This window comes from Rhodanobacter sp. K2T2, from assembly GCF_013408815.1.
Lineage (GTDB): Bacteria > Pseudomonadota > Gammaproteobacteria > Xanthomonadales > Rhodanobacteraceae > Rhodanobacter.
Map to the genome: position 1 here is coordinate 48,269 of NZ_JACCCA010000015.1, position 18,760 is coordinate 67,028.

Sequence of the window (18,760 nt, forward strand, 5' to 3'; positions counted from 1 at the left end):
GCTACTCTGTTGCGTGGCCCATCGTCCGATGCCTCCCACCGAATTGCCCATCAACCCTGACGGCCCGCGCATGCCACAGACTTCCACGCCACTATCGAAGCAATCATGGCTGGTCAATCAGCCGTTGCAGCGCAAGATCACACTCGGCATCGGCCTGCTGCTGGGGCTGTTTCTACTGATCTGCGTGGTCACGATGAACTCGCTGCGAGAGCAGCATGTCTATCGCCAGTGGACCAATCATACCTACGAGGTGATGCTGGCCATTGCTGACGTGCGCCGCGCAGTGCAGACCGAGCAGATCGGCGCGCGCGGTTACTTGCTGTCCCAGCGCGCGGACCAACGCGCGGATCAGCGCGCCATATTCGACGGTGGCAACAAAGACATCTACGTGGACCTCGCTCGGTTGCGCCGGTTGACCGCGGACAATGCCATCCAGCAGTCGCGTGTCGGCGCCATCGAGACCATGGCGACCCGCTGGCATCAGGAATTCACTCTCAACGTGCTCGGCCCGTTGTCGCAGCTCGCCGCTGTCGATACGGCGGCGGCGGTACTGGAACGCCAGCGCATCCAATCCAGCTATCTGGAAAAACGCACCGTCACCCTCGAGGAACTGCAGGGCGTGCTCGACCGCATGGCCGACGAGGAAAACCAGCTGCTGGCCGAACGCACCCAGCGCCAGGACAGCTCGCTGCGCACCACCCGCATGGTCAACCTGGCGGCGATATTGCTTGGGCTGCTGCTCGGTTTCACCATCGTGCGGCTCACCTCGCGACTGGTGACGCGACCGCTGCATCGGCTCACCGATTTGATGGCACGACTGTCGAACCACGATCACGACTTCGAGATTGGCCGACTGAACCGGCAGGACGAGATCGGCAAGATCGCGCGCGGTCTGCAGGTGTTCAAGCAGATGGCCATCGATACGCAGGGGCAAACGTGGCTGAAGACGCAGGTCAGCAGCATTTCGCACCGGCTGCAGGAAGCCACCACGCATCGCGAGTTTGCCCAGTGGCTGACCAGCGAACTGGCGCCGCTGTTCAAGATGGGGGTGGGTCTGTTCTATTCGTTCGACGAAACCCGCTTTCGACTCGATCTGCTGGGCAGCTATGGCCTGCGCCTGGGCGCCCATTCCGCAGAAAGTTTTACGCCGGGTGAAGGTCTGGTCGGTCAATGTGCCATTGAGCGCAAGCCGATTTTTGTCGACAACGTGCCGGCCAACTACGTACACATCGATTCGGGCAGCGGCGCCGCGCTGCCCAACACCATCGCCATTCTGCCGGTGCTGTTTCGCGACCGGCTGATCGGTGTGATCGAGATGGCCGGCTTTACCGCCATCGATGCGCTGCATCAGCAATTGCTCGATGAATTGCTGCCGATCGTGGCGCTGACCCTGGAAAACCTCAATCGCGCCGTCAACACACTGGACCTGCTCGAGCGCACGCAGGAACAGGCCGACGAACTGCGCCTGTCCGAACTGGTCATGCGCCAGCAGCGGGAAGTTCTGCGCGACAACAACGAGGCGCTGCAGGCCAAGACGGTCGAACTCCAGGAGCAGTCCGAGCGCTTGATCGCTTCCGAAGAAGAGCTGCGCGTGCAGGCCGAAGAGCTGCAGGCCTCGAACGAGGAGCTGCGCGAAAAGACCGACAGTCTCAACCGGCAGAAACATGTGCTGGAAGATCTTCAGGTGGAAACCGAGGAAAAGGCCCAGGAGCTGGCGCGCGCCAGCCAGTACAAATCGGAATTCCTGGCCAACATGTCGCACGAGCTGCGCACGCCGCTGAACAGCCTTTTGATCCTGTCGCGCAGCCTGTCGGACAACGACACCGGCAATCTGGACGAGGAGCAGATCGAATCGGCACGAATCATCCACGACTCCGGCACGAGCCTGCTGCACCTGATCAACGACATCCTCGACCTTTCCAAGATCGAGGCCGGCAAGATGGAGCTGATGATCGACGAGCTTCCGCTGGCCGACCTGCAGCACCGGCTGATGCGTACGTTCGCGCATGTGGCGGAAAAGAAGAGTCTCGGCTTCACCATCGTTATCGATCCGGACCTTCCGGCGATTCTGCGTACCGACGGCGCCAAGCTCGAACAGATCGCCAACAACCTGCTGAGCAATGCGTTCAAGTTCACCGCCAAGGGCAACGTTGCCGTGCGTATCGGACGTCCGGATGCGGAACTGGCTGTTCCGGAAGACCTGGTCGGACAGTCGGTGATCGCGATCAGCGTGACCGATTCGGGCATCGGTATTCCGGCCGACAAGTTTCAGCACATCTTCAACGCGTTCGAACAGGTCGATGCAAGTACCAGCCGGCAGTTTGGCGGCACCGGCCTCGGCCTGGCCATTTCGCGCAAGATGAGCGTGCTGATGGGCGGCGATATCCTGCTGCAAAGCGAAACCGGCCGCGGCAGCTGTTTCACCATACTGCTGCCGGAGACGCCGCCCGACCGCACCGACGACGCGATCGACCGTGCTCCGCGTACCGCTGCACCGCCCTTCGTGCGCAGCGGCACGGCGCATCAGCATCTACGGCCGGACAACATCGACGACGACCGCCGCGCGATCGAACCAGGACAGACGTGCATTCTGGTGATCGAGGACGATGCCGCCTTTACCCGCATCCTGATCGACATGATCCATCGCAAGGGCTATCGCGCACTGGCAGCCAGCAATGGCGAAGACGGCCTGCAGCTGGCCCGTGAGCATCATCCCACCGGCATTCTGCTGGACGTGATGCTGCCGATGATGGACGGCTGGACCGTGATGGACCGGCTCAAGGCCGATGCCGGCACGCGCGCGATTCCCGTGCATTTCATTTCCGCCACCGACGAAGCCCCGCGCGGGCTTGAGCTGGGCGCGGTCGGCTTTCTCACCAAGCCGGTAAGCCGCGAGTCGATCGGCGCGGCCTTCGAGAAGCTGCTGCACTTTGCCGAGGGTCACCAGCGCCATCTGCTGATCGTCGACGACGAGGCCGACTCGCGTAAGGCCGTTCGAACGATGCTACGAGCCGACAACGTGCTGATCGATGAAGCCGGCTCGGCCGAGGAAGCGCTGGAGAAAACCGCCGCCACGCGCTACGACTGTATCGTGCTGGATCTGGGCCTGCCCGGCATGTCCGGACTGCAGCTGCTCGAACACCTGTCCGGCTCGGCCGAGGGCGTGCCGCCGGTCGTGGTGTATTCCGGCCGCGATCTGAGCCGCGAGGAAAACCTGCTGCTGCGGCAATACACCGATTCGATCGTGATCAAGGGCGCTCGCTCGCCCGAGCGGTTGCTGGACGAGGTCAGCCTCTTCCTGCACAGCATCCAGCATGCGCCCCGGCATCTGGCGAACGGCGGCAACACGCTGGCCAGCGCCGAAATGACCGGCCGACGGGTACTGCTGGTGGACGACGACATGCGCAACCTGTTTGCGCTGTCCAAGGTGCTGCGCAGCTGGGGTCTGGCGGTTACGATGGCGCAGGACGGCCAGAAGGCGCTGAAGGCGCTGGCCGACGACGAGGCGCCGGAACTTGTACTGATGGATATCATGATGCCGGTGATGGACGGCTACGACACCATTCGGGCGATCCGCGCGCAAACGCAATTTACCCGCCTGCCGATCATTGCGCTGACCGCCAAGGCCATGCGCGGCGATCGCGAGAAATGCATCGAGGCCGGAGCCAGCGATTATCTTTCCAAACCGATCGACATCGACAAACTCGCCTCGATGATCCGCGTCTGGCTGCAGCGTTGAGCACGCATGTCGACACCGCTGCCTGATATCGAACTGGAACGGATCGAGGTGGATCTGTTCGTATCGGCGCTCAAACGCCGCTACGGCTTCGACTTCAGCCAGTACGCGCCGGCCTCGCTGACCCGGCGCGTGCGCCAGCTGATGCACGTGCATCACTGCGACAGCATCAGCGCGCTGACCGCGCGACTGCTGCACAAGGCGGATTTCGTCACCCAGGTGATCGAAGGGCTTTCGGTGCCGGTATCGGAGATGTTTCGCGATCCGCTGATGTTCCGCGCGCTGCGCGAACAGGTGCTGCCGCTGCTGGCCTCCTACCCGCGCATCAATGTGTGGCAGGCCGGCTGCGCCTATGGTCAGGAAGTCTATTCGCTGGCAATTCTGCTGGAAGAAGCCGGCCTTTACGAGCGCAGCCACATCTTCGCCACCGACTTCAATCCCGCGGCGCTCAAGCGCGCGCACGAAGGCATCTACCCGGCCAAGGATGCGCAGCTGTGGTCGCGCAACTACATCGAGGCGGGCGGCAGCCAGTCGCTTTCCAGCTACTACAGCGCACGCTACGACTTCATCCGCCTGCACGAACGTCTGCGCAAGAACATCACCTTCACCAATCACAACCTCGTAACCGACAAGGTGTTTTGCGAGGCGCATCTGGTGCTGTGCCGCAACGTGCTGATCTACTTTTCCAATCCGCTGCAAGATCGCACGCTCGCGCTGTTTCGCGACAGCCTGGTGCGTGGCGGCTACCTGTGTCTGGGACTGCGCGAAAGCCTCGATTTTGCTCCCGCCGCCGCGGATTTCACCGCCGTCGACGCCAGCCAGCGGCTCTACCGTCGAAAGCTGCAGGCCCCCTCCGGTGAGCACGATGCGTCCGCCTGAGGCGATCGCCATCGGATGCTCCCAGGGCAGCTTCCACGCGCTGCGCGTGATACTTGGCGGACTCGATCGACGACTGACGCAAACCCTGCTGATCTGCTGTCATACTTCGACCGACGTGTCGGGTCTGTGCGCATTGTTGGCCAGTCATTCAACGTTGCCGATTGTCGAGGCGCGCGAGCGACAGCAGGCCATCGGCGGCACCGTGCATGTGGCACCGGCAGGTTATCACCTGCTGCTGGAGAACGATCGCCACTTTGCCCTTTCCGTGGACGATCAGGTGCGCTATTCCCGGCCGTCGATCGACGTCATGTTCGATTCCGCGGCCGACGTCTATACCTGCGATCTGATCGGTGTGGTGCTTACTGGAGCGAACAGCGATGGCGCCGAGGGACTGGCGAGAATACGCCGGCGCGGTGGCGTGGCCGTGGTGCAGACGCCCGAGGGCGCCGAAGCCCCGGCGATGCCCCGAGCCGCGCTGGAACAAGCGGGGGCCGACTATTGCCTGCCGCTGGAAGAGATCGCTCCGCTGCTCAACCGCCTTTGTCTGGCCCAACCCTTGCGTTGAATCCGATGCCGCCAAAAATTCTCGTTGTAGACGATACCACCGCCAACCTGGTCGCCATGCGCCGACTGCTGGCGCGCTGCGGCGCAGAGATATTCGAGGCGAACAGCGGCAATGCGGCGCTCGCGCTTTGCCTGGATCATCAGTTCGCGCTGATCCTGCTCGACGTCAACATGCCGGACATGGACGGCTTCGAAGTCGCCGCCCTGCTCGGCGAAACCGAACAACTGCGCGAGACGCCGATCATTTTCGTCACCGCCGCCTATGCCGACGACCTTAGCCGACTGAAAGGCTATCGGTCCGGCGCGGTGGATTACGTGGCCAAACCGATCAACGACGTGATCCTGCAATCGAAGGTGCGCGTCTTTCTCGAACTGTATGCCGCGCGCGCCGAACTGGAGCAGGCGCTGACCTCGCTGTCCGAGCGCAACCAGCAGCTCACGGTGGAAATTGCCGAACGCAAACGCATCGAGGCCATGGTGCGCCATCAGGCCAGCCATGACACGCTCACCGGCCTGCCCAACCGCATGCTCTTCCACGATCGCCTGCGTGGCTCGATCCAGCGCGCGCAGCGCCAACGCGGCGGCTTTGCCCTGGCCTGCATCGATATCGACGGCTTTAAAAATGTGAACGACGAGCACGGCCACCCCGCCGGCGACGTGCTGCTGCAGGAAATCGCCGCGCGCCTGCAAAGGCAACTGCGCAGTAACGACACTGTCGCACGGCTCGGCGGCGACGAGTTCGCGCTGATTCTCGAGGACATCGATGACCCGCGGCTGGCCATGCAGTTGTGTCAGTCGCTCTGTGACGCACTGGCCGAGCCCTATGCGTTTTCGATCGGCGAAACCCAAATCACTGCACGTGTGGGCGCCAGCATCGGCGTGGCGCCCTATCTTCATACCGATCGGCAGAACGCCGACGAGCAGCTGATCCAGGCCGCCGACCGCGCCATGTACGAAGCCAAGCGCGCCGGAAAAAGCCGTTGCGTACTGGCCGGCCAGCCTGCGGCAGCCGCCTAAGCGGCGACGTCACGTTCAGCGCTGCTCGAAGACAACAAGCACAAAAAAGCGGCGGGCAGATTCACTGCCCGCCGCTTTTTGACCCTGACTAACGCCAGGTCCTCGCGTCTCAGCCTTCCGCACTTTCCGGCGTGCGCACTTCGGGCTTGCGTATCCATGCGTCGGCCTGCGCCTCGGCCTGACGATCGGCACGCGTCTTGAACGCACGCAGTTCGTCAGTGTGGAAATCGTCCACCGAGATGAACTCGTACAGGCTCTCGCGCACATGCTTGAGCAGCGCCGATTCGGTCGCCGTCAGCACGCCAGCCTTCTCCGCCTCGGCCAGCTGATCGACGTATTCCAGCGACTTGAACTGGCCACTCTTCTGCGCCTTGGCAAACTTGCGATCGACCGGCTCGGCCAGAATCACTTCAGGCAGCAGCGCGTTCAGACGGCCAACCACGTTATTGGGCGTCGGGGTGAGATAGACGTACTCCAGCAGGTGATCGCGCGCCTCGCTCGGCCCGGTGATCAAGGCGGCGACGCGGCGGCCCAGACGATCGGACGGCGGTACTTCGCGACGGCCGAACGGGAACACCAGGGCACGCAGCAGCCATGCCACGGGACGCACAGGGAAGTTGCGGATCGCGCCGTCCAGCGCGGTCTGCGTGCGCCACATGCACTCGTGGAACGCCCAGGCCAGCAACGGGCGATCGGATTCCGGACGACCGCTGTCCTCGTAATGCTTGAGCATGGCGCTGGCGATATAAATATTGCTCAGCACGTCGCCCAGACGGGCCGACAGCTTCTCCTTGAATTTCAGCTTGCCGCCCAGCACGCCCATGAAGACATCGGCGCACAGCGCCAGCGCAGCCGAGTAGCGGTCGAGCTTGCGGTAATAGCGACGGGTATAAGCGTCGCCGGCGCTTTCGCCCAGGCGCGACCCGGTCAGACCGAGCACCAAGCTGCGTACGGCATTGGACACGCCGAAGCCCAGGTGACTGAAAAGGAGGCGATCGAAGGTTTTCAGCTGTTCGCTGCGGTCGGCGATCGCCAGCGCCTGCATTTCCTTCAGTACGTAAGGGTGGCAGCGAATCGCGCCCTGACCGAAGATCATCAGGCTGCGCGTCATGATGTTGGCGCCTTCGACCGTGATGGCGATCGGCACGGCCTGGAACGAACGGCCGGCGTAATTCTTGGGCCCCATCTGCACGCCTTTGCCGCCGAGCACGTCCATGGTGTTGGCGGCGACCTCGCGGCCCCACTCGGTGGCATGGTATTTCGCGATGGCCGACGTGACCGCCGGCTTTTCGCCACGGTCCACCGCGGCCGCGGTCGACTTCGACAGCGCCGCCGTGGCGTAGGTCAGGCCGCCGATGCGCGCCAGCGCCTCTTCCACGCCCTCGAAGCGGGCGATCGACAAACCGAACTGCTTGCGGATGCGCGCATACGCGCCGGTAGCGGCCACCGCACCGCGAACGGCACCCGTGGCGCTGGACGGCAGCGAAATCGCGCGACCCACCGACAGGCATTCCACCAGCATGCGCCAGCCGTGACCGGCCATGTGCGGACCACCGATCAGCGTGGACATCGGCACGAACACGTCCTTGCCTTGCACCGGACCGTTCTGGAACGGCACGTTCAGCGGGAAATGACGGCGGCCGATCTGCAGGCCCGGAGTGGCACGCGGCAGCAGCGCCAGCGTGATGCCCAGGTCTTCCTTCTCACCGAGCAGGTGCTCGGGATCGTACATGCGGAAGGCCAGGCCGACCACGGTGGCGATCGGCGCCAGTGTGATGTAGTGCTTGTTGAACGTGAGCTTCAGACCGAGCGTCTCGACGCCGTCGACGGTCTGCTTGCAGACGATGCCGTAGTCGGGCAGCGATGTGGCATCGGAGCCGGCGTAGGGACCGGTCAATGCAAAGCACGGAATATCTTCGCCCACCGCGAGACGCGGCAGATAGTGGTTCTTCTGCTCGTCGCTGCCGTAATGCAGCAGCAGCTCGGCCGGCCCGAGGGAATTGGGCACAGCCACCGTCGAAGCCACGGTCGAGGAGATGGTCGACAGCTTCTGCAGCACCGCCGAATGCGCCAGCGCGGAAAACTGTAGACCGCCGTACGACTTCGGAATGATCATGCCGAAGAATTTGTTCTTCTTGATGAAGTCCCACACGTTCGGCGGCAGATCCGCCAGCTCGTGGGTGATCTGCCAGTCGTCGAGCATGCCGCAAAGCTCTTCCACCGGACCGTCCATGAACGCCTGCTCCTCTACGCTCAGCACCGGCTTGGGCTGCCTCATCAGCACGCTCCAATCGGGCTTGCCGGAGAACAGCTCGCCCTCGAACCCGATCGTGCCGGCTTCCAGCGCCGTCTGCTCGGTGTCGGAAAGCTTCGGCGTGACCTTGGCGAAGGTTTTCAGGATCGGCGCCGTGATGTTGCGGCGACGGAAGCTCACCATCAGCAGCGGTACCGCGATGGCCAGCTCGATGATCAGCAGGATCACCATGGTGCCGATGGCGCCCGAGAACAGCCCGACCACGAACGTCGCGGCCAACGTGGCGATCGCCCACGTGCGCAGGCTGGTACGGTGATATGCGCAGGCACCGGTAGCAATCAGCGCCGCCAGAATGGTCAGTAACACGGACATGTCAACACCTCATCACGGTTGAACAGCACCGGCGATTTGCCGGTTATCGGGTCGATCCAGCTTTTTCGTCGTTCAATGCACTTGCAGATTCGCTTTCGACTCGGCTGGACCGCACCGGGTCAAATCTTGCACAAACCGCGTCACTTCACGCGTGAAGGCATCATTGGCATCGCCCGCCACCATGTGCGTGGCCTGGGCGATTTCCACGTGCCGCGCGTGCGGTACCCGCAGCAGAAACTCGTTGACGGTATCGCTCGAGACTACGTCGCTGCGTGCGCCGGAAAGCAGCAATACCGGTACATCGATTTTCGACGTTGCCGCCAGCAGACGCGGCTGGTAGCGCTCGCTATCGTTCACCACGCCGGCGAGCAGGGCCGGATCCCAGTGCCAGCGAAGCCGGCCGTCGGTGCCCTGGCGCAACAGCGGTCGAAGCTGTTCCTCGGTCTTGCGCTCGCGACGCTGTGGCAGGTAACCGGCGATTTTGTCCGCCGCTTCGGCGTAATCGGCGAACCCTTCGGGGTGCGCCTTCATAAACCCAAGAATGCGTTCGACCCCGGCCGGCTCCCAGCGCGGTGTGATATCGACCAGCACCAGCGCGCGAAACGGCGACGGCCTGACTTCTCCAGCCACCAGCATGCCTATCAATCCGCCCATCGACGCGCCGACCAGTATCGGCGGCTCGGGCTGGGCCTTGCTGAGGCGGATCAAGTCATCGGCAAATTGCTCCATGCGGTACGCGCCGTCAGCTACCCGATCACTCTGCCCGTGGCCGCGGCAATCGAAAGTCACGCAGCGGCAGCCTTCCTTCGCCAAGGCCGATGCCGCGCCGTACCAGGCACCGCGGGTTTGCCCGAAGCCGTGGGAAAAAAGCAGCGCCGGCCGGCCATCCGGGTTATGCGTTTCCACCGCCAGCTCGAGATCAGCAACGGGGAAACGGCTCAACTCGACGGCGGTGGTATTCTGGGCAACCATACGGAAGAGTATGGGCTGACTCGGCAAGCGCCGTCAATACGCCGGCTTGCCGTACCCGCGGGGCCATTGACGCGGTTTTTTCGCCGTTTGCGCCGGCACCGCATTACAAACGCGGGACGTGTGGCTACCATGCTCGCATGAACGTCGCGATCAAACCCGAACGTACCCGCCTTTCCGCCGAGGATTGGGAGCTAGCCGCGCTGCACCTGATTGCCGAACAGGGCGTGGGCGCCCTGGCGGTCGAGGCGCTGGCGCGGCAGCTTGGTGTGACCAAGGGCAGCTTTTACTGGCACTTCCGCACGCGCGAAGCGCTGCTCAACGCCGCGCTGGAGCGCTGGGAGCAGTACGGCGAGCGCGAGGTGATCAACCAGATCGAGCAGATCGCGGACCCGCGCAAGCGTCTGCCGGAACTGTTTCGCCGCGTGGCGCACGAGCTGCAGCCCCATCGCGTTTACGCCGCCCTGCTCAAGGCGCTCGATCACCCGCAGGTGGTCCCGGTGATGGCGCGCGTATCGCAGCGGCGGATGGAGTTTCTCACCACCGCCTACAGCGAGGCCGGCCTGCCCTCGCCCGAAGCGCTCAACCGCGCCCGATTGACCTACGCCGCCTATGTCGGCTTTCTGCAGCTGAACTTCACGCTGGGCCTGCCGCGCATCAACCATGAAGAGTTCGACGCCTATGTCGAGCACATGATCGCCACGCTGATCCCAGCGTAATCCGCATCGCCCCATGCGGGCGGTGTATCGCCTGCGCTGAGTGCATTGTTGCGATACGCCTTGCAATGCCAATCTCTGCAAACTACCGTTTCCGCTCTGAATTCACGCAAGACCAGAGAGGGACACCGATGGCGAGCTCGCTCGAATCACTGCAGCAGTGGGTAAACGACGTGGCCGCACTGACCCGCCCCGAGCGGGTGCATTGGTGCGACGGTTCGGACGCCGAATATCGATCCCTGGTACAGCAAATGCTGCGGACCGGCGAGCTGATCGAGCTGAACCAGCGGACGCATCCCGGCTGTTATCTGCATCGATCCAGTCCGTCGGACGTGGCGCGTGTGGAGCACTTGACCTTCGTCTGCCACACCGACCGGCAGGACAGCGGACCGAACAATCACTGGATGGCGCCGGCCGACGCACACGCTAAGATGAACGCGCTGTTCGACGGCTGTATGGTCGGCCGCACGCTTTACGTGATTCCCTACTGCATGGGTCCGATCGATTCGCCGCTGGCGCGTTGCGGCGTGGAGATCACCGACAGCCCCTATGTCGTCGCCAACATGCGCATCATGACCCGCATGGGTGTCGCCGCGCAGGCGCGCATCGAGCGCGAGGGACACTTCGTCAAAGGCCTGCACTCCACGGGTGAACTCGATCCCGATCGCCGCTTCATCATGCACTTTCCCGAAGAGCTTTCGATCCAGTCGTACGGCTCCGGCTACGGCGGCAACGCGCTGCTGGGCAAGAAGTGCCACGCGCTGCGCATCGCCAGCAATCAGGCGCATACGGAAGGCTGGCTGGCCGAACACATGCTGATCGTCGGCATCGAAAATCCGCAGGGAGAAACGCACTACATCGCCGCCGCCTTTCCATCCGCCTGCGGAAAGACCAACCTCGCCATGTTGATTCCGCCGGAAGGCTATCGCCAGAACGGCTGGAAGGTCTGGACGATCGGGGACGATATTTGCTGGATGCGACCAGGCGACGATGGACGCCTATACGCCATCAACCCCGAGGCCGGTTTTTTCGGCGTGGCCCCGGGCACCAGCGACAGCAGCAATCCCAATGCGCTGGCCACCATTGCGCACGACACCATCTATACCAACGTGGCAGTAACGGCCGACAACCAGCCGTGGTGGGAAGGCCTGCCGGGTACCCCGGTCACCGACTGGCAGGGCCGCCCCTACGACCCTGCCAACGGCCCTGCAGCGCACCCGAATTCGCGTTTCACCGTCAGCGCCAAACAGTGCCCGACCTGGTCGGACAAAGCCGAGGCGCCGCAGGGCGTGCCGCTGAGTGCGATCGTGTTCGGCGGCCGTCGCCCCTCGCTGCTGCCGCTGGTGATGGAGGCTCGCGACTGGACGCATGGCGTGCTGATGGGCGCGGCGATGGGTTCGGAAACCACGGCGGCGGCGACCGGCGAGGTGGGCGTGCTTCGCCGCGATTCGATGGCGATGAAACCCTTCTGCGGCTATCACTACGGCGATTATTTTGCGCACTGGCTGTCGTTCCACCGGGCCGGTGCCAAGCTGCCGAAAGTTTTCCACGTGAACTGGTTCCGCAAAAGTACGGACGGCAAGTTCCTGTGGCCCGGCTTTGGCGACAACCTGCGCGTGTTGCAGTGGATGATCGATCGCGTCGAAGGCCGCGTTACCGGTGTCGAGACCGCTATCGGCACGCTGCCGCAGGTCGGCGAACTTCATCTGGACGGTCTGAAAATCGATAGCGCCAGTCTCGAAACACTGCTCGAGGTCGACAACGGCGCCTGGCGGGATGAACTCGCCGCAATCGGCGACTATCTCGATACGTTTGCGCCGCGCCTGCCCGACGCTCTGCGAGACGAGCAACAGCGTGTGGCACTCGCCCTGACCGCGGCAGTCGAACAGCCACGTCGAAAAGCGGCATCATCGTGAACATCTGAGTCCTGGGGCGCGGTCGGTGGACGTTTACGAGCTCACGCGGAAACTGCGCCAAGGCGAGAGAGCGCACAGTGCGGGGCACGCATCACGTGCAGCTCGATTCAAACCCTTCTGCGCCCGGATGCATCCAAGCTGGCAAGATGACCCTCGCCAGCCACGCCATTGGACTTTTCATGTCACCCGTCGCCACTGCGGTAGCCAACGACAGTGACGACGTTCGCGCAGCAGCAGGCGGTGACCGGCGCGCGTTCCAGCGGCTGTATCACCTGCATGTTGGCCGCGTGCATGGCGCGGTTTTTCGACTCGCCGGCTATGACCACGCCCGAGCGGAAGATCTGACCCAGGACGCTTTCGTGCGCGCCTGGCAGAAATTGCCGGATTTTCGCTACGAAAGCGCTTTCGGTACTTGGCTGTACCGGCTCGCCGTGAATGTCGCACTGATGGACATTCGCGCGCGCGGCGCAGATCCGGTGAGCATGGTCGACGACGAACACCTGCCCGATCCCGGTCAGACGCCGTTCTGCGCAGCCGAACGCGAGGAGTTGGAACGCGCCATCGCGCTGCTTCCGCCGCGAGCCCGCGCGGTACTAGTGCTGCACGATATCGAAGGCTGGCGACACGAAGATATCGGCAACGAGCTGGGCATGGCCGTGGGTACGTCCAAAGCACAACTGCACCGCGCTCGCGGTCTGCTACGCAAAATGCTGGGATCCGCTGATGCGGGAGAGTGATATGAACGAATTTGAATGGCGTCGACAAATGCGGGACCTGCGCCAGCCGCTGGCGCCGCGTCAGGATCTGTGGGCGTCGATCGACGCCGCGCTGGGCGACGCCGAATCCACCGCAGCCGGTGATGCGCCCACAGCGACAACGCCATCGGGAAGCCGACGGCGCTGGCTGATCGCCGCCAGCTTTGCCGCGTCGGTGGCGCTGGCCGGCGCCATTGGATGGCATGCCAGAAACGCAACCATGACAACGCCGGTCGCCAGCGCGCCTTCGGTGCAAAACTGGAAGCCCGCCGATCCCCGACTGGCGGGTGCGGCAACTCAGCTGAATGCGGCTCGCATGGAGCTGCAGCAGGCGATGCAACAGGCGCCCCATTCGTCGGCGCTGCAGCGTCTGCTTATCCAAACCGAGCGTCAACAAAGCCAGCTGCGTCAGCTGGCCAGCGACGCGGGTTGATCAACACCTGGACTAACTATGAAAACCGCACGCTACATTCCCCTGCTGCTATGCCTCTGCGTCGGTCGAGCATTGGCCGAAACGCCGATCAACCTGCACCATGAAGCCAGCCCCACCGTCCGCGTCAGCGTGAGCAACGTGGCAGGCGATGTGACGATCAGCGGCTGGGATCGCAATGAGGTGCAGGTCACCGGCCAACTCGGCGACGGCAGCAAGCCGCTGGCGATCACCGGCAGCAATGGCGATCTCTCGATAAAGGTCGAACCGCAGGGTGGCTCCGGCTGGCTCAACTGGAGCAGCGACAGCAGGATGTCGCCGAGTACGCTGGAACTGCATGTGCCCAAGGCCGCCGCGCTGGATGTCAATGTCGTCAGCGCAGCGGTGGTCCTCGATGGGCTGGACGGAGGCAGTATCCAGATCGACAGCGTCAGCGGCCGGGCGCGCATCAGCGCACGCACGCCGTCGCTCAAGGTGAACAGCGTCAGCGGCAATATCGAGTTGAGTGGTCATGCCGACACGGCCGGGCTGCAGACGGTCAGCGGCGACATCCTTGCACCGACACTCGGCAACGAGGCGAAACTGGAGACCATTTCCGGTCATATCCAGGCCAGCGGCGGCCCCTGGAAAAAATTCACATTGAGCACGGTATCTGGCGATGTCCAGTTGTCCGGCGGCATCGCTCCCGACGGCAGCCTCGGCATCGACAGCATGAGCGGCGATGTGCTGCTGCAACTACCCGCGACGGTCGCCGGTTCGCTGCATGCCAGCAGCTTCAGCGGCGATCTGCGCAGCGATTTCGGCACGCCGGAGAAAGCCGAGCACGGACCCGGCAGTAGCCTGGACGTGCATCTGGGCAGCGACGGCGGCAAGATCAATGTCGAAACGTTCAGCGGCGATCTGCGCATCCGAAAGAATTGATGCCGGTCGCGTCGGCCCGATTCGTTCCCCTTCAACACCAACGAAAACGCCGTCGCATAGGCGACGGCGTCATCGAGATCACCAAGTCACATCGGCTGGCTGCCGGACGATCAGAGATCCTGGTGGTATTGCACATAGGGCGTGCGCGACTGATCCGGTTCGGGGCCTACCGGAGTATTCGTCGACGTGCCGGACGACCAGAGGTTTTGCGCGCCCACGCTCAGCTGGCCGCGCCACGGCAATCGCCAGGTGACGCCCAGATCGATACTGTTCCAGCGACGGTCAGGGGCGATATTGCCACCGGGAACACCGACCTGAGGCTCCATCGTACGGCCGATCAGCATGCCGCTCAGCGAACCGTGATCCACGCCGAAGCTCAACGCTTTCTGATCCAGCGTATTCACCCCCAGCAGGTTACCCGGCAGCAGATGGATGCGGCCTACGCTGGCACCCAGATCGATGCCGCTGGTACTGCCCAACGCCAGGCGACCGCGCGCGTTGACCTGAGAGCTGCTGTCGAAGCTCGATAGGCCATCCACGCCCGCTGCCGCACTAGGAAGTATGCGTGGCAAGGTCGCGCTGCTGTCCTGCGTGCTGTTGGCGCCCACGCTGAGGCCCAGACTGTAACGGCCGGCGTTGTAGGTAGCCCCGACTTCGCTGCCGATGATACGGATTGGCTGGTTGACCCAGGTCCGCTGACTGACTTCGGCGTTGGCCTGAAGATTGGGCGCCAGGCCATATTGCAGACCGGTCGAGTTGACGCTGGCCGCATCGACCACGTGAAACGACAACAGGGTGCTGCTGCGCAGCGCATCGGCGCCGCTTGCCTGGTCGGCCTTCAGAGCGAGCAAATGCCCGTTGGAACCCAGCCACAGCGGGACCGATACGCCAGCGCCCACCGGAGCCATCTGCGCCGGCTGCTGTGAAAGCAACTGCTGGGCCGTCGCGTCGTCGCCGACCGCAGACTGCCCGGCCGCGGCGAGCGGCAGCAGAAGCATCAGCAGGGGCGAATAAAGTCGGCGCATCGGCTTGTCTGGGCAACGTTTCCGAATGAATGTCTTGAGTGGTCAGTATAACTCAACTTTACAAATAACTAACACCGTTGATCAGGCCAAACATTCCCCACCAGCTCAAGAAAAAGCAGTTTCAGGCCCCTGAAGGACCTTGGAAGGTTATGAGTGTTCCCCGTGCGTCAACAATGCTGGCTACCAAGCCAACTTACGCGATATAAGCTTACACAAGAAAATAACGTACCGATACCTCGATCCACAAGCGCGGCCCGGAAGCGATCACGTCGCATGAGCGTCACACCCACGACCCGCCCGTCCCTGCCATTTTTAGTGGTGCGGGATCTTGCGTCCCTGCGTTACGCGGTCGAAAAGCTGTTCGACGCGGTCGACGCGGCCGGCGTGATGGAGATCTGCGAGCGGATGATGCTCAGCCTGGGCGTCGAGGGACGGCTACGCTGGCGGCCGAAGGACGAGCAAGCGGCTGCGGAAACTCAGCTCGACCTGGCGCAAGACCCGCAAGGCGACCGCGTCATGACGCTGGAATGGGACGGCAGGCCACTGCTGGACGGCGTGCGGGAACAGCTGGCATGGCTGGGTCGACTGGGCAATACACGCCTGCGCCAGCTGGCCGAAACCAGCCGTTTGTACGAGGCCATTTCTCGGCTCGCACTGGCCGAACGATTGCAGCGGGCGCTGTACGCCATTGCCGAGCAGGCCGGCGCCGAGCACGACATGCCGGAAATGATGCGCTCGCTGCACGCGATCGTCAGCAGCCTGATGTATGCCGAGAACTTTTACATCGTGCTGCACGACGCCACGAGCGACACCATACGGTTCCCCTACTACGTCGACACGGTCGATACCGATCCGCCGCCGCCCGATCAGGACATGCCGCTGCAGGAGGTGCTGCACAGCCTGACCTGGAATCTGCTGCAGGAGGGTCGCCCGATGATGGGCTCGACTGAGGAGCTGGAGCGACAGTTCGGCGAACGATTCGTGCTGGTGGGCCCCCGCTGCGAGCATTGGCTGGGCGTACCGCTGCTGCGCGCGGGGCGCGTCGTCGGCGGCATCGTGGTGCAGAGCTATCGCGCGGATACGCATTATTCGCGGCACGACCTGGAGCTGCTGAACTATGTGGCACAGCACGTACAGACCGCGCTGGAGCGGCGCGAGGCGCATCTGGAGCTGGGCCGGAGGGTGACCGATCGCACGGCAGCGCTGCGCGAAGCCAACCGCGTGCTGCGTCAGCAGGTGCTGCAGCGCCAGCGCGGTGAACGTCTGCAGGCCGCGCTGTTCCGTATTGCCGAACTGGCCAATACCCCGATCAGTCTGGACAATTTCTACGCCGCCGTACATCAGGCCATCAGCGGCCTGCTCTACGCGCGTAATTTCTATATCGCGCTGGTCGATGAGGAAACCAACGAGCTGACCTTTCCCTATTCGGTCGATGAAGTCGACAACGTGCGGCCATCGCGCGCGCACGGCCGCGGCGCCACCGAATATGTGCTGCGCCGCGGGCGGCCGCTCCTGGCATTCCCTACCGACATCGATCGGCTGGTCGAGGCCGGTGAAATCGCCCACTTCGGCACGCGCTCGGTCTGCTGGCTTGGCGTGCCGCTGGTCTGGGGCGACAAAGTGATGGGCGTGCTCGCGCTGCAAAGCTATTCGCTCGAACACAACTATCACGAGCGCGACCAGGAACTGCTGACCTTCGTCAGCTACCACATCGCCAACGCGCTGCAGCGGCGCTACGCCGATTCATCGCTGAAACAGGCGTATGCGGGGCTGGAGCGACGCGTCACCGAACGCACCCGCGCGCTGGCGCTGGCCAATCGCGATTTACGCGAACAAATCGCCGAGCGCGAGCGCGTCGAGCGGCGGCTGAAGTACGAAACCCTGCATGATTCGCTCACTGGCCTGCCCAATCGCACCCTGCTGCTACAGCGGCTGGAACAGGCGATGCAGCGCTATACCGCCAATCCGGCCGAACAGTTCGCCGTACTCTTTATCGATCTGGATCGCTTCAAGGTGATCAACGATTCGGTCGGTCACCTGGTCGGCGACGATCTGCTGTTCCAGGTCGGCGGCCGCATCCGCGCCTGCCTGAAAACCCGCGATGTGGTCGCCCGCCTCGGCGGCGATGAGTTTGCCGTGCTGCTCGAGGGCATCGCCGACACCAGCAAGGCGATGGTCGTCGCCGAGCGCATCATCGTCGAACTGCAGACGCCGTTCCGGCTGGGGACCAAGGAAATCTTCACCTCGGCCTCGATCGGCATCACCCTTTCCAGCCCGCACTACAAGCAGCCCGAAGAGCTGCTGCGTGACGCCGATGCAGCGATGTACAACGCCAAGGACGGCGGCCGCCATCGCGCCGCGATGTTCGACGAGCGGCTGCGACGCCAGGCGCTGTCGCTGCTGGACATGGAGAGCGATCTTCGCCATGCGCTCAGCCGTAACGAATTCGTGCCGTTCTACCAGCCGATCGTGGAACTGGCCGATGGCCGGGTCGCCGGCTACGAGGCGCTGCTGCGCTGGCACCATCCGCAGCGCGGCCTGCTGCTGCCGCAGGACTTTTTGCTGATTGCCGAAGACTGCGGCTGCGCCGAGGCGATCGACTGGCATATCTTCGAGCAGGTATGCAAACAGGGCATGAAGCTGATCGGTGCCGATGGTTTCATCAGCATCAACGTCTCGGGCCGGCACTTCCGCTCACCGGACCTGGATCAAAAGCTGCTTGCGCTGTTCGATCGTTACGCCGTACCCACGCACTGCATTCGTATCGAGGTCACCGAGCGTGCGCTGCTGGAAAATCCGAACCAAGTGAAGCAGATGCTGCAGAACCTGCGCAGCCACGGCGTCGGCATTGCACTGGATGATTTCGGCACCGGTTACTCGTCGTTGAGCTATCTGCACCAATATCCGTTCGAGACGCTGAAGATCGATCGATCCTTCATCACCGAACTGCCGGCGGACGATCAGGAAACTCAGGGCCTCGCCCTGGTTCGCGCAATCCAGGTGCTGGCCGATTCGCTGCAGATGAAGGTGATCGCCGAAGGCATCGAGGAAGAATCGCAGCGACAGGCGTTGATGAAAGTCGGCTGCCGCTATGGCCAGGGCTTTCTGTTCGCCGCCGCTCAGGCCGCCGAAACGTGGCTTGGCTCGGTCACGCCGCCGCGACCGAATTGATCGGTCGATCGACGGCGCTGCGAAAGGCACGCGGC

Annotated in this window: 13 protein-coding genes; 10 read left to right on the plus strand and 3 right to left on the minus strand. The window is 63.4% G+C overall.

Annotated features, from left to right (window positions below; genetic code table 11):
* Nucleotides 1–70: 70 nt before the first annotated feature.
* The 4 genes from HDE78_RS18915 to HDE78_RS18930 are packed head-to-tail and all read left to right on the plus strand — an operon-like array spanning nt 71 to nt 6,196.
* Nucleotides 71–3,739: a response regulator gene (locus tag HDE78_RS18915; RefSeq protein WP_179482396.1), complete on the plus strand. Its 3,669-nt coding sequence runs from the start codon at nt 71–73 to the stop codon at nt 3,737–3,739.
* Between the two features lie 6 nt (nt 3,740–3,745).
* Nucleotides 3,746–4,615, plus strand: coding sequence for a CheR family methyltransferase (locus HDE78_RS18920; RefSeq protein ID WP_179482398.1), 870 nt, complete (start codon nt 3,746–3,748; stop codon nt 4,613–4,615).
* Nucleotides 4,602–5,180 (plus strand): chemotaxis protein CheB, encoded by a 579-nt coding sequence (locus HDE78_RS18925; protein ID WP_179482400.1) that lies wholly within the window; start codon nt 4,602–4,604, stop codon nt 5,178–5,180. The genes HDE78_RS18920 and HDE78_RS18925 overlap by 14 nt, the downstream gene beginning before the upstream one ends.
* Nucleotides 5,181–5,185: 5 nt before the next feature.
* Nucleotides 5,186–6,196, plus strand: coding sequence for a diguanylate cyclase (locus tag HDE78_RS18930; protein WP_179482402.1), 1,011 nt, complete (start codon nt 5,186–5,188; stop codon nt 6,194–6,196).
* 109 nt (nt 6,197–6,305) lie between these two features.
* On the opposite strand, the gene HDE78_RS18935 is transcribed toward HDE78_RS18930, so the two are convergent.
* Both HDE78_RS18935 and HDE78_RS18940 read right to left on the minus strand, forming a co-directional pair.
* Nucleotides 6,306–8,822, minus strand: a complete 2,517-nt coding sequence (locus HDE78_RS18935; protein WP_179482404.1) for an acyl-CoA dehydrogenase — start codon at nt 8,820–8,822, stop codon at nt 6,306–6,308.
* 72 nt (nt 8,823–8,894) lie between these two features.
* Entirely contained in the window at nt 8,895–9,794 is a 900-nt protein-coding gene (locus HDE78_RS18940) for an alpha/beta hydrolase (protein WP_179482406.1), read from the minus strand.
* 137 nt (nt 9,795–9,931) lie between these two features.
* On the opposite strand from HDE78_RS18940, the gene HDE78_RS18945 reads away from it, so the two are divergent.
* The 5 genes from HDE78_RS18945 (at nt 9,932) to HDE78_RS18965 (ending at nt 14,529) form a co-directional block, all read left to right on the plus strand.
* Entirely contained in the window at nt 9,932–10,510 is a 579-nt protein-coding gene (locus tag HDE78_RS18945; RefSeq protein WP_179482408.1) for a TetR/AcrR family transcriptional regulator, read from the plus strand.
* 65 nt (nt 10,511–10,575) lie between these two features.
* Nucleotides 10,576–12,423: a phosphoenolpyruvate carboxykinase (GTP) gene (locus tag HDE78_RS18950; protein ID WP_179482410.1), complete on the plus strand. Its 1,848-nt coding sequence runs from the start codon at nt 10,576–10,578 to the stop codon at nt 12,421–12,423.
* Nucleotides 12,424–12,602: 179 nt separating this feature from the next.
* Nucleotides 12,603–13,160 carry a sigma-70 family RNA polymerase sigma factor gene (locus HDE78_RS18955; protein ID WP_179482412.1) on the plus strand — a complete coding sequence of 186 codons (558 nt, stop codon included), beginning with the start codon at nt 12,603–12,605 and terminating at the stop codon, nt 13,158–13,160.
* Nucleotide 13,161: 1 nt separating this feature from the next.
* Nucleotides 13,162–13,611, plus strand: coding sequence for a hypothetical protein (locus HDE78_RS18960; protein ID WP_179482414.1), 450 nt, complete (start codon nt 13,162–13,164; stop codon nt 13,609–13,611).
* A gap of 18 nt (nt 13,612–13,629) precedes the next feature.
* On the plus strand, nt 13,630–14,529 hold the full coding sequence (locus HDE78_RS18965) for a DUF4097 family beta strand repeat-containing protein (protein WP_179482416.1): 900 nt from the start codon (nt 13,630–13,632) through the stop codon (nt 14,527–14,529).
* A 110-nt stretch (nt 14,530–14,639) separates the two neighbouring features.
* Here HDE78_RS18965 and HDE78_RS18970 read toward each other — a convergent pair whose 3' ends face one another.
* Nucleotides 14,640–15,554: a hypothetical protein gene (locus HDE78_RS18970; protein ID WP_179482418.1), complete on the minus strand. Its 915-nt coding sequence runs from the start codon at nt 15,552–15,554 to the stop codon at nt 14,640–14,642.
* A gap of 273 nt (nt 15,555–15,827) precedes the next feature.
* On the opposite strand from HDE78_RS18970, the gene HDE78_RS18975 reads away from it, so the two are divergent.
* Nucleotides 15,828–18,725 carry an EAL domain-containing protein gene (locus HDE78_RS18975; protein WP_179482420.1) on the plus strand — a complete coding sequence of 966 codons (2,898 nt, stop codon included), beginning with the start codon at nt 15,828–15,830 and terminating at the stop codon, nt 18,723–18,725.
* Nucleotides 18,726–18,760 lie beyond the last annotated feature (35 nt).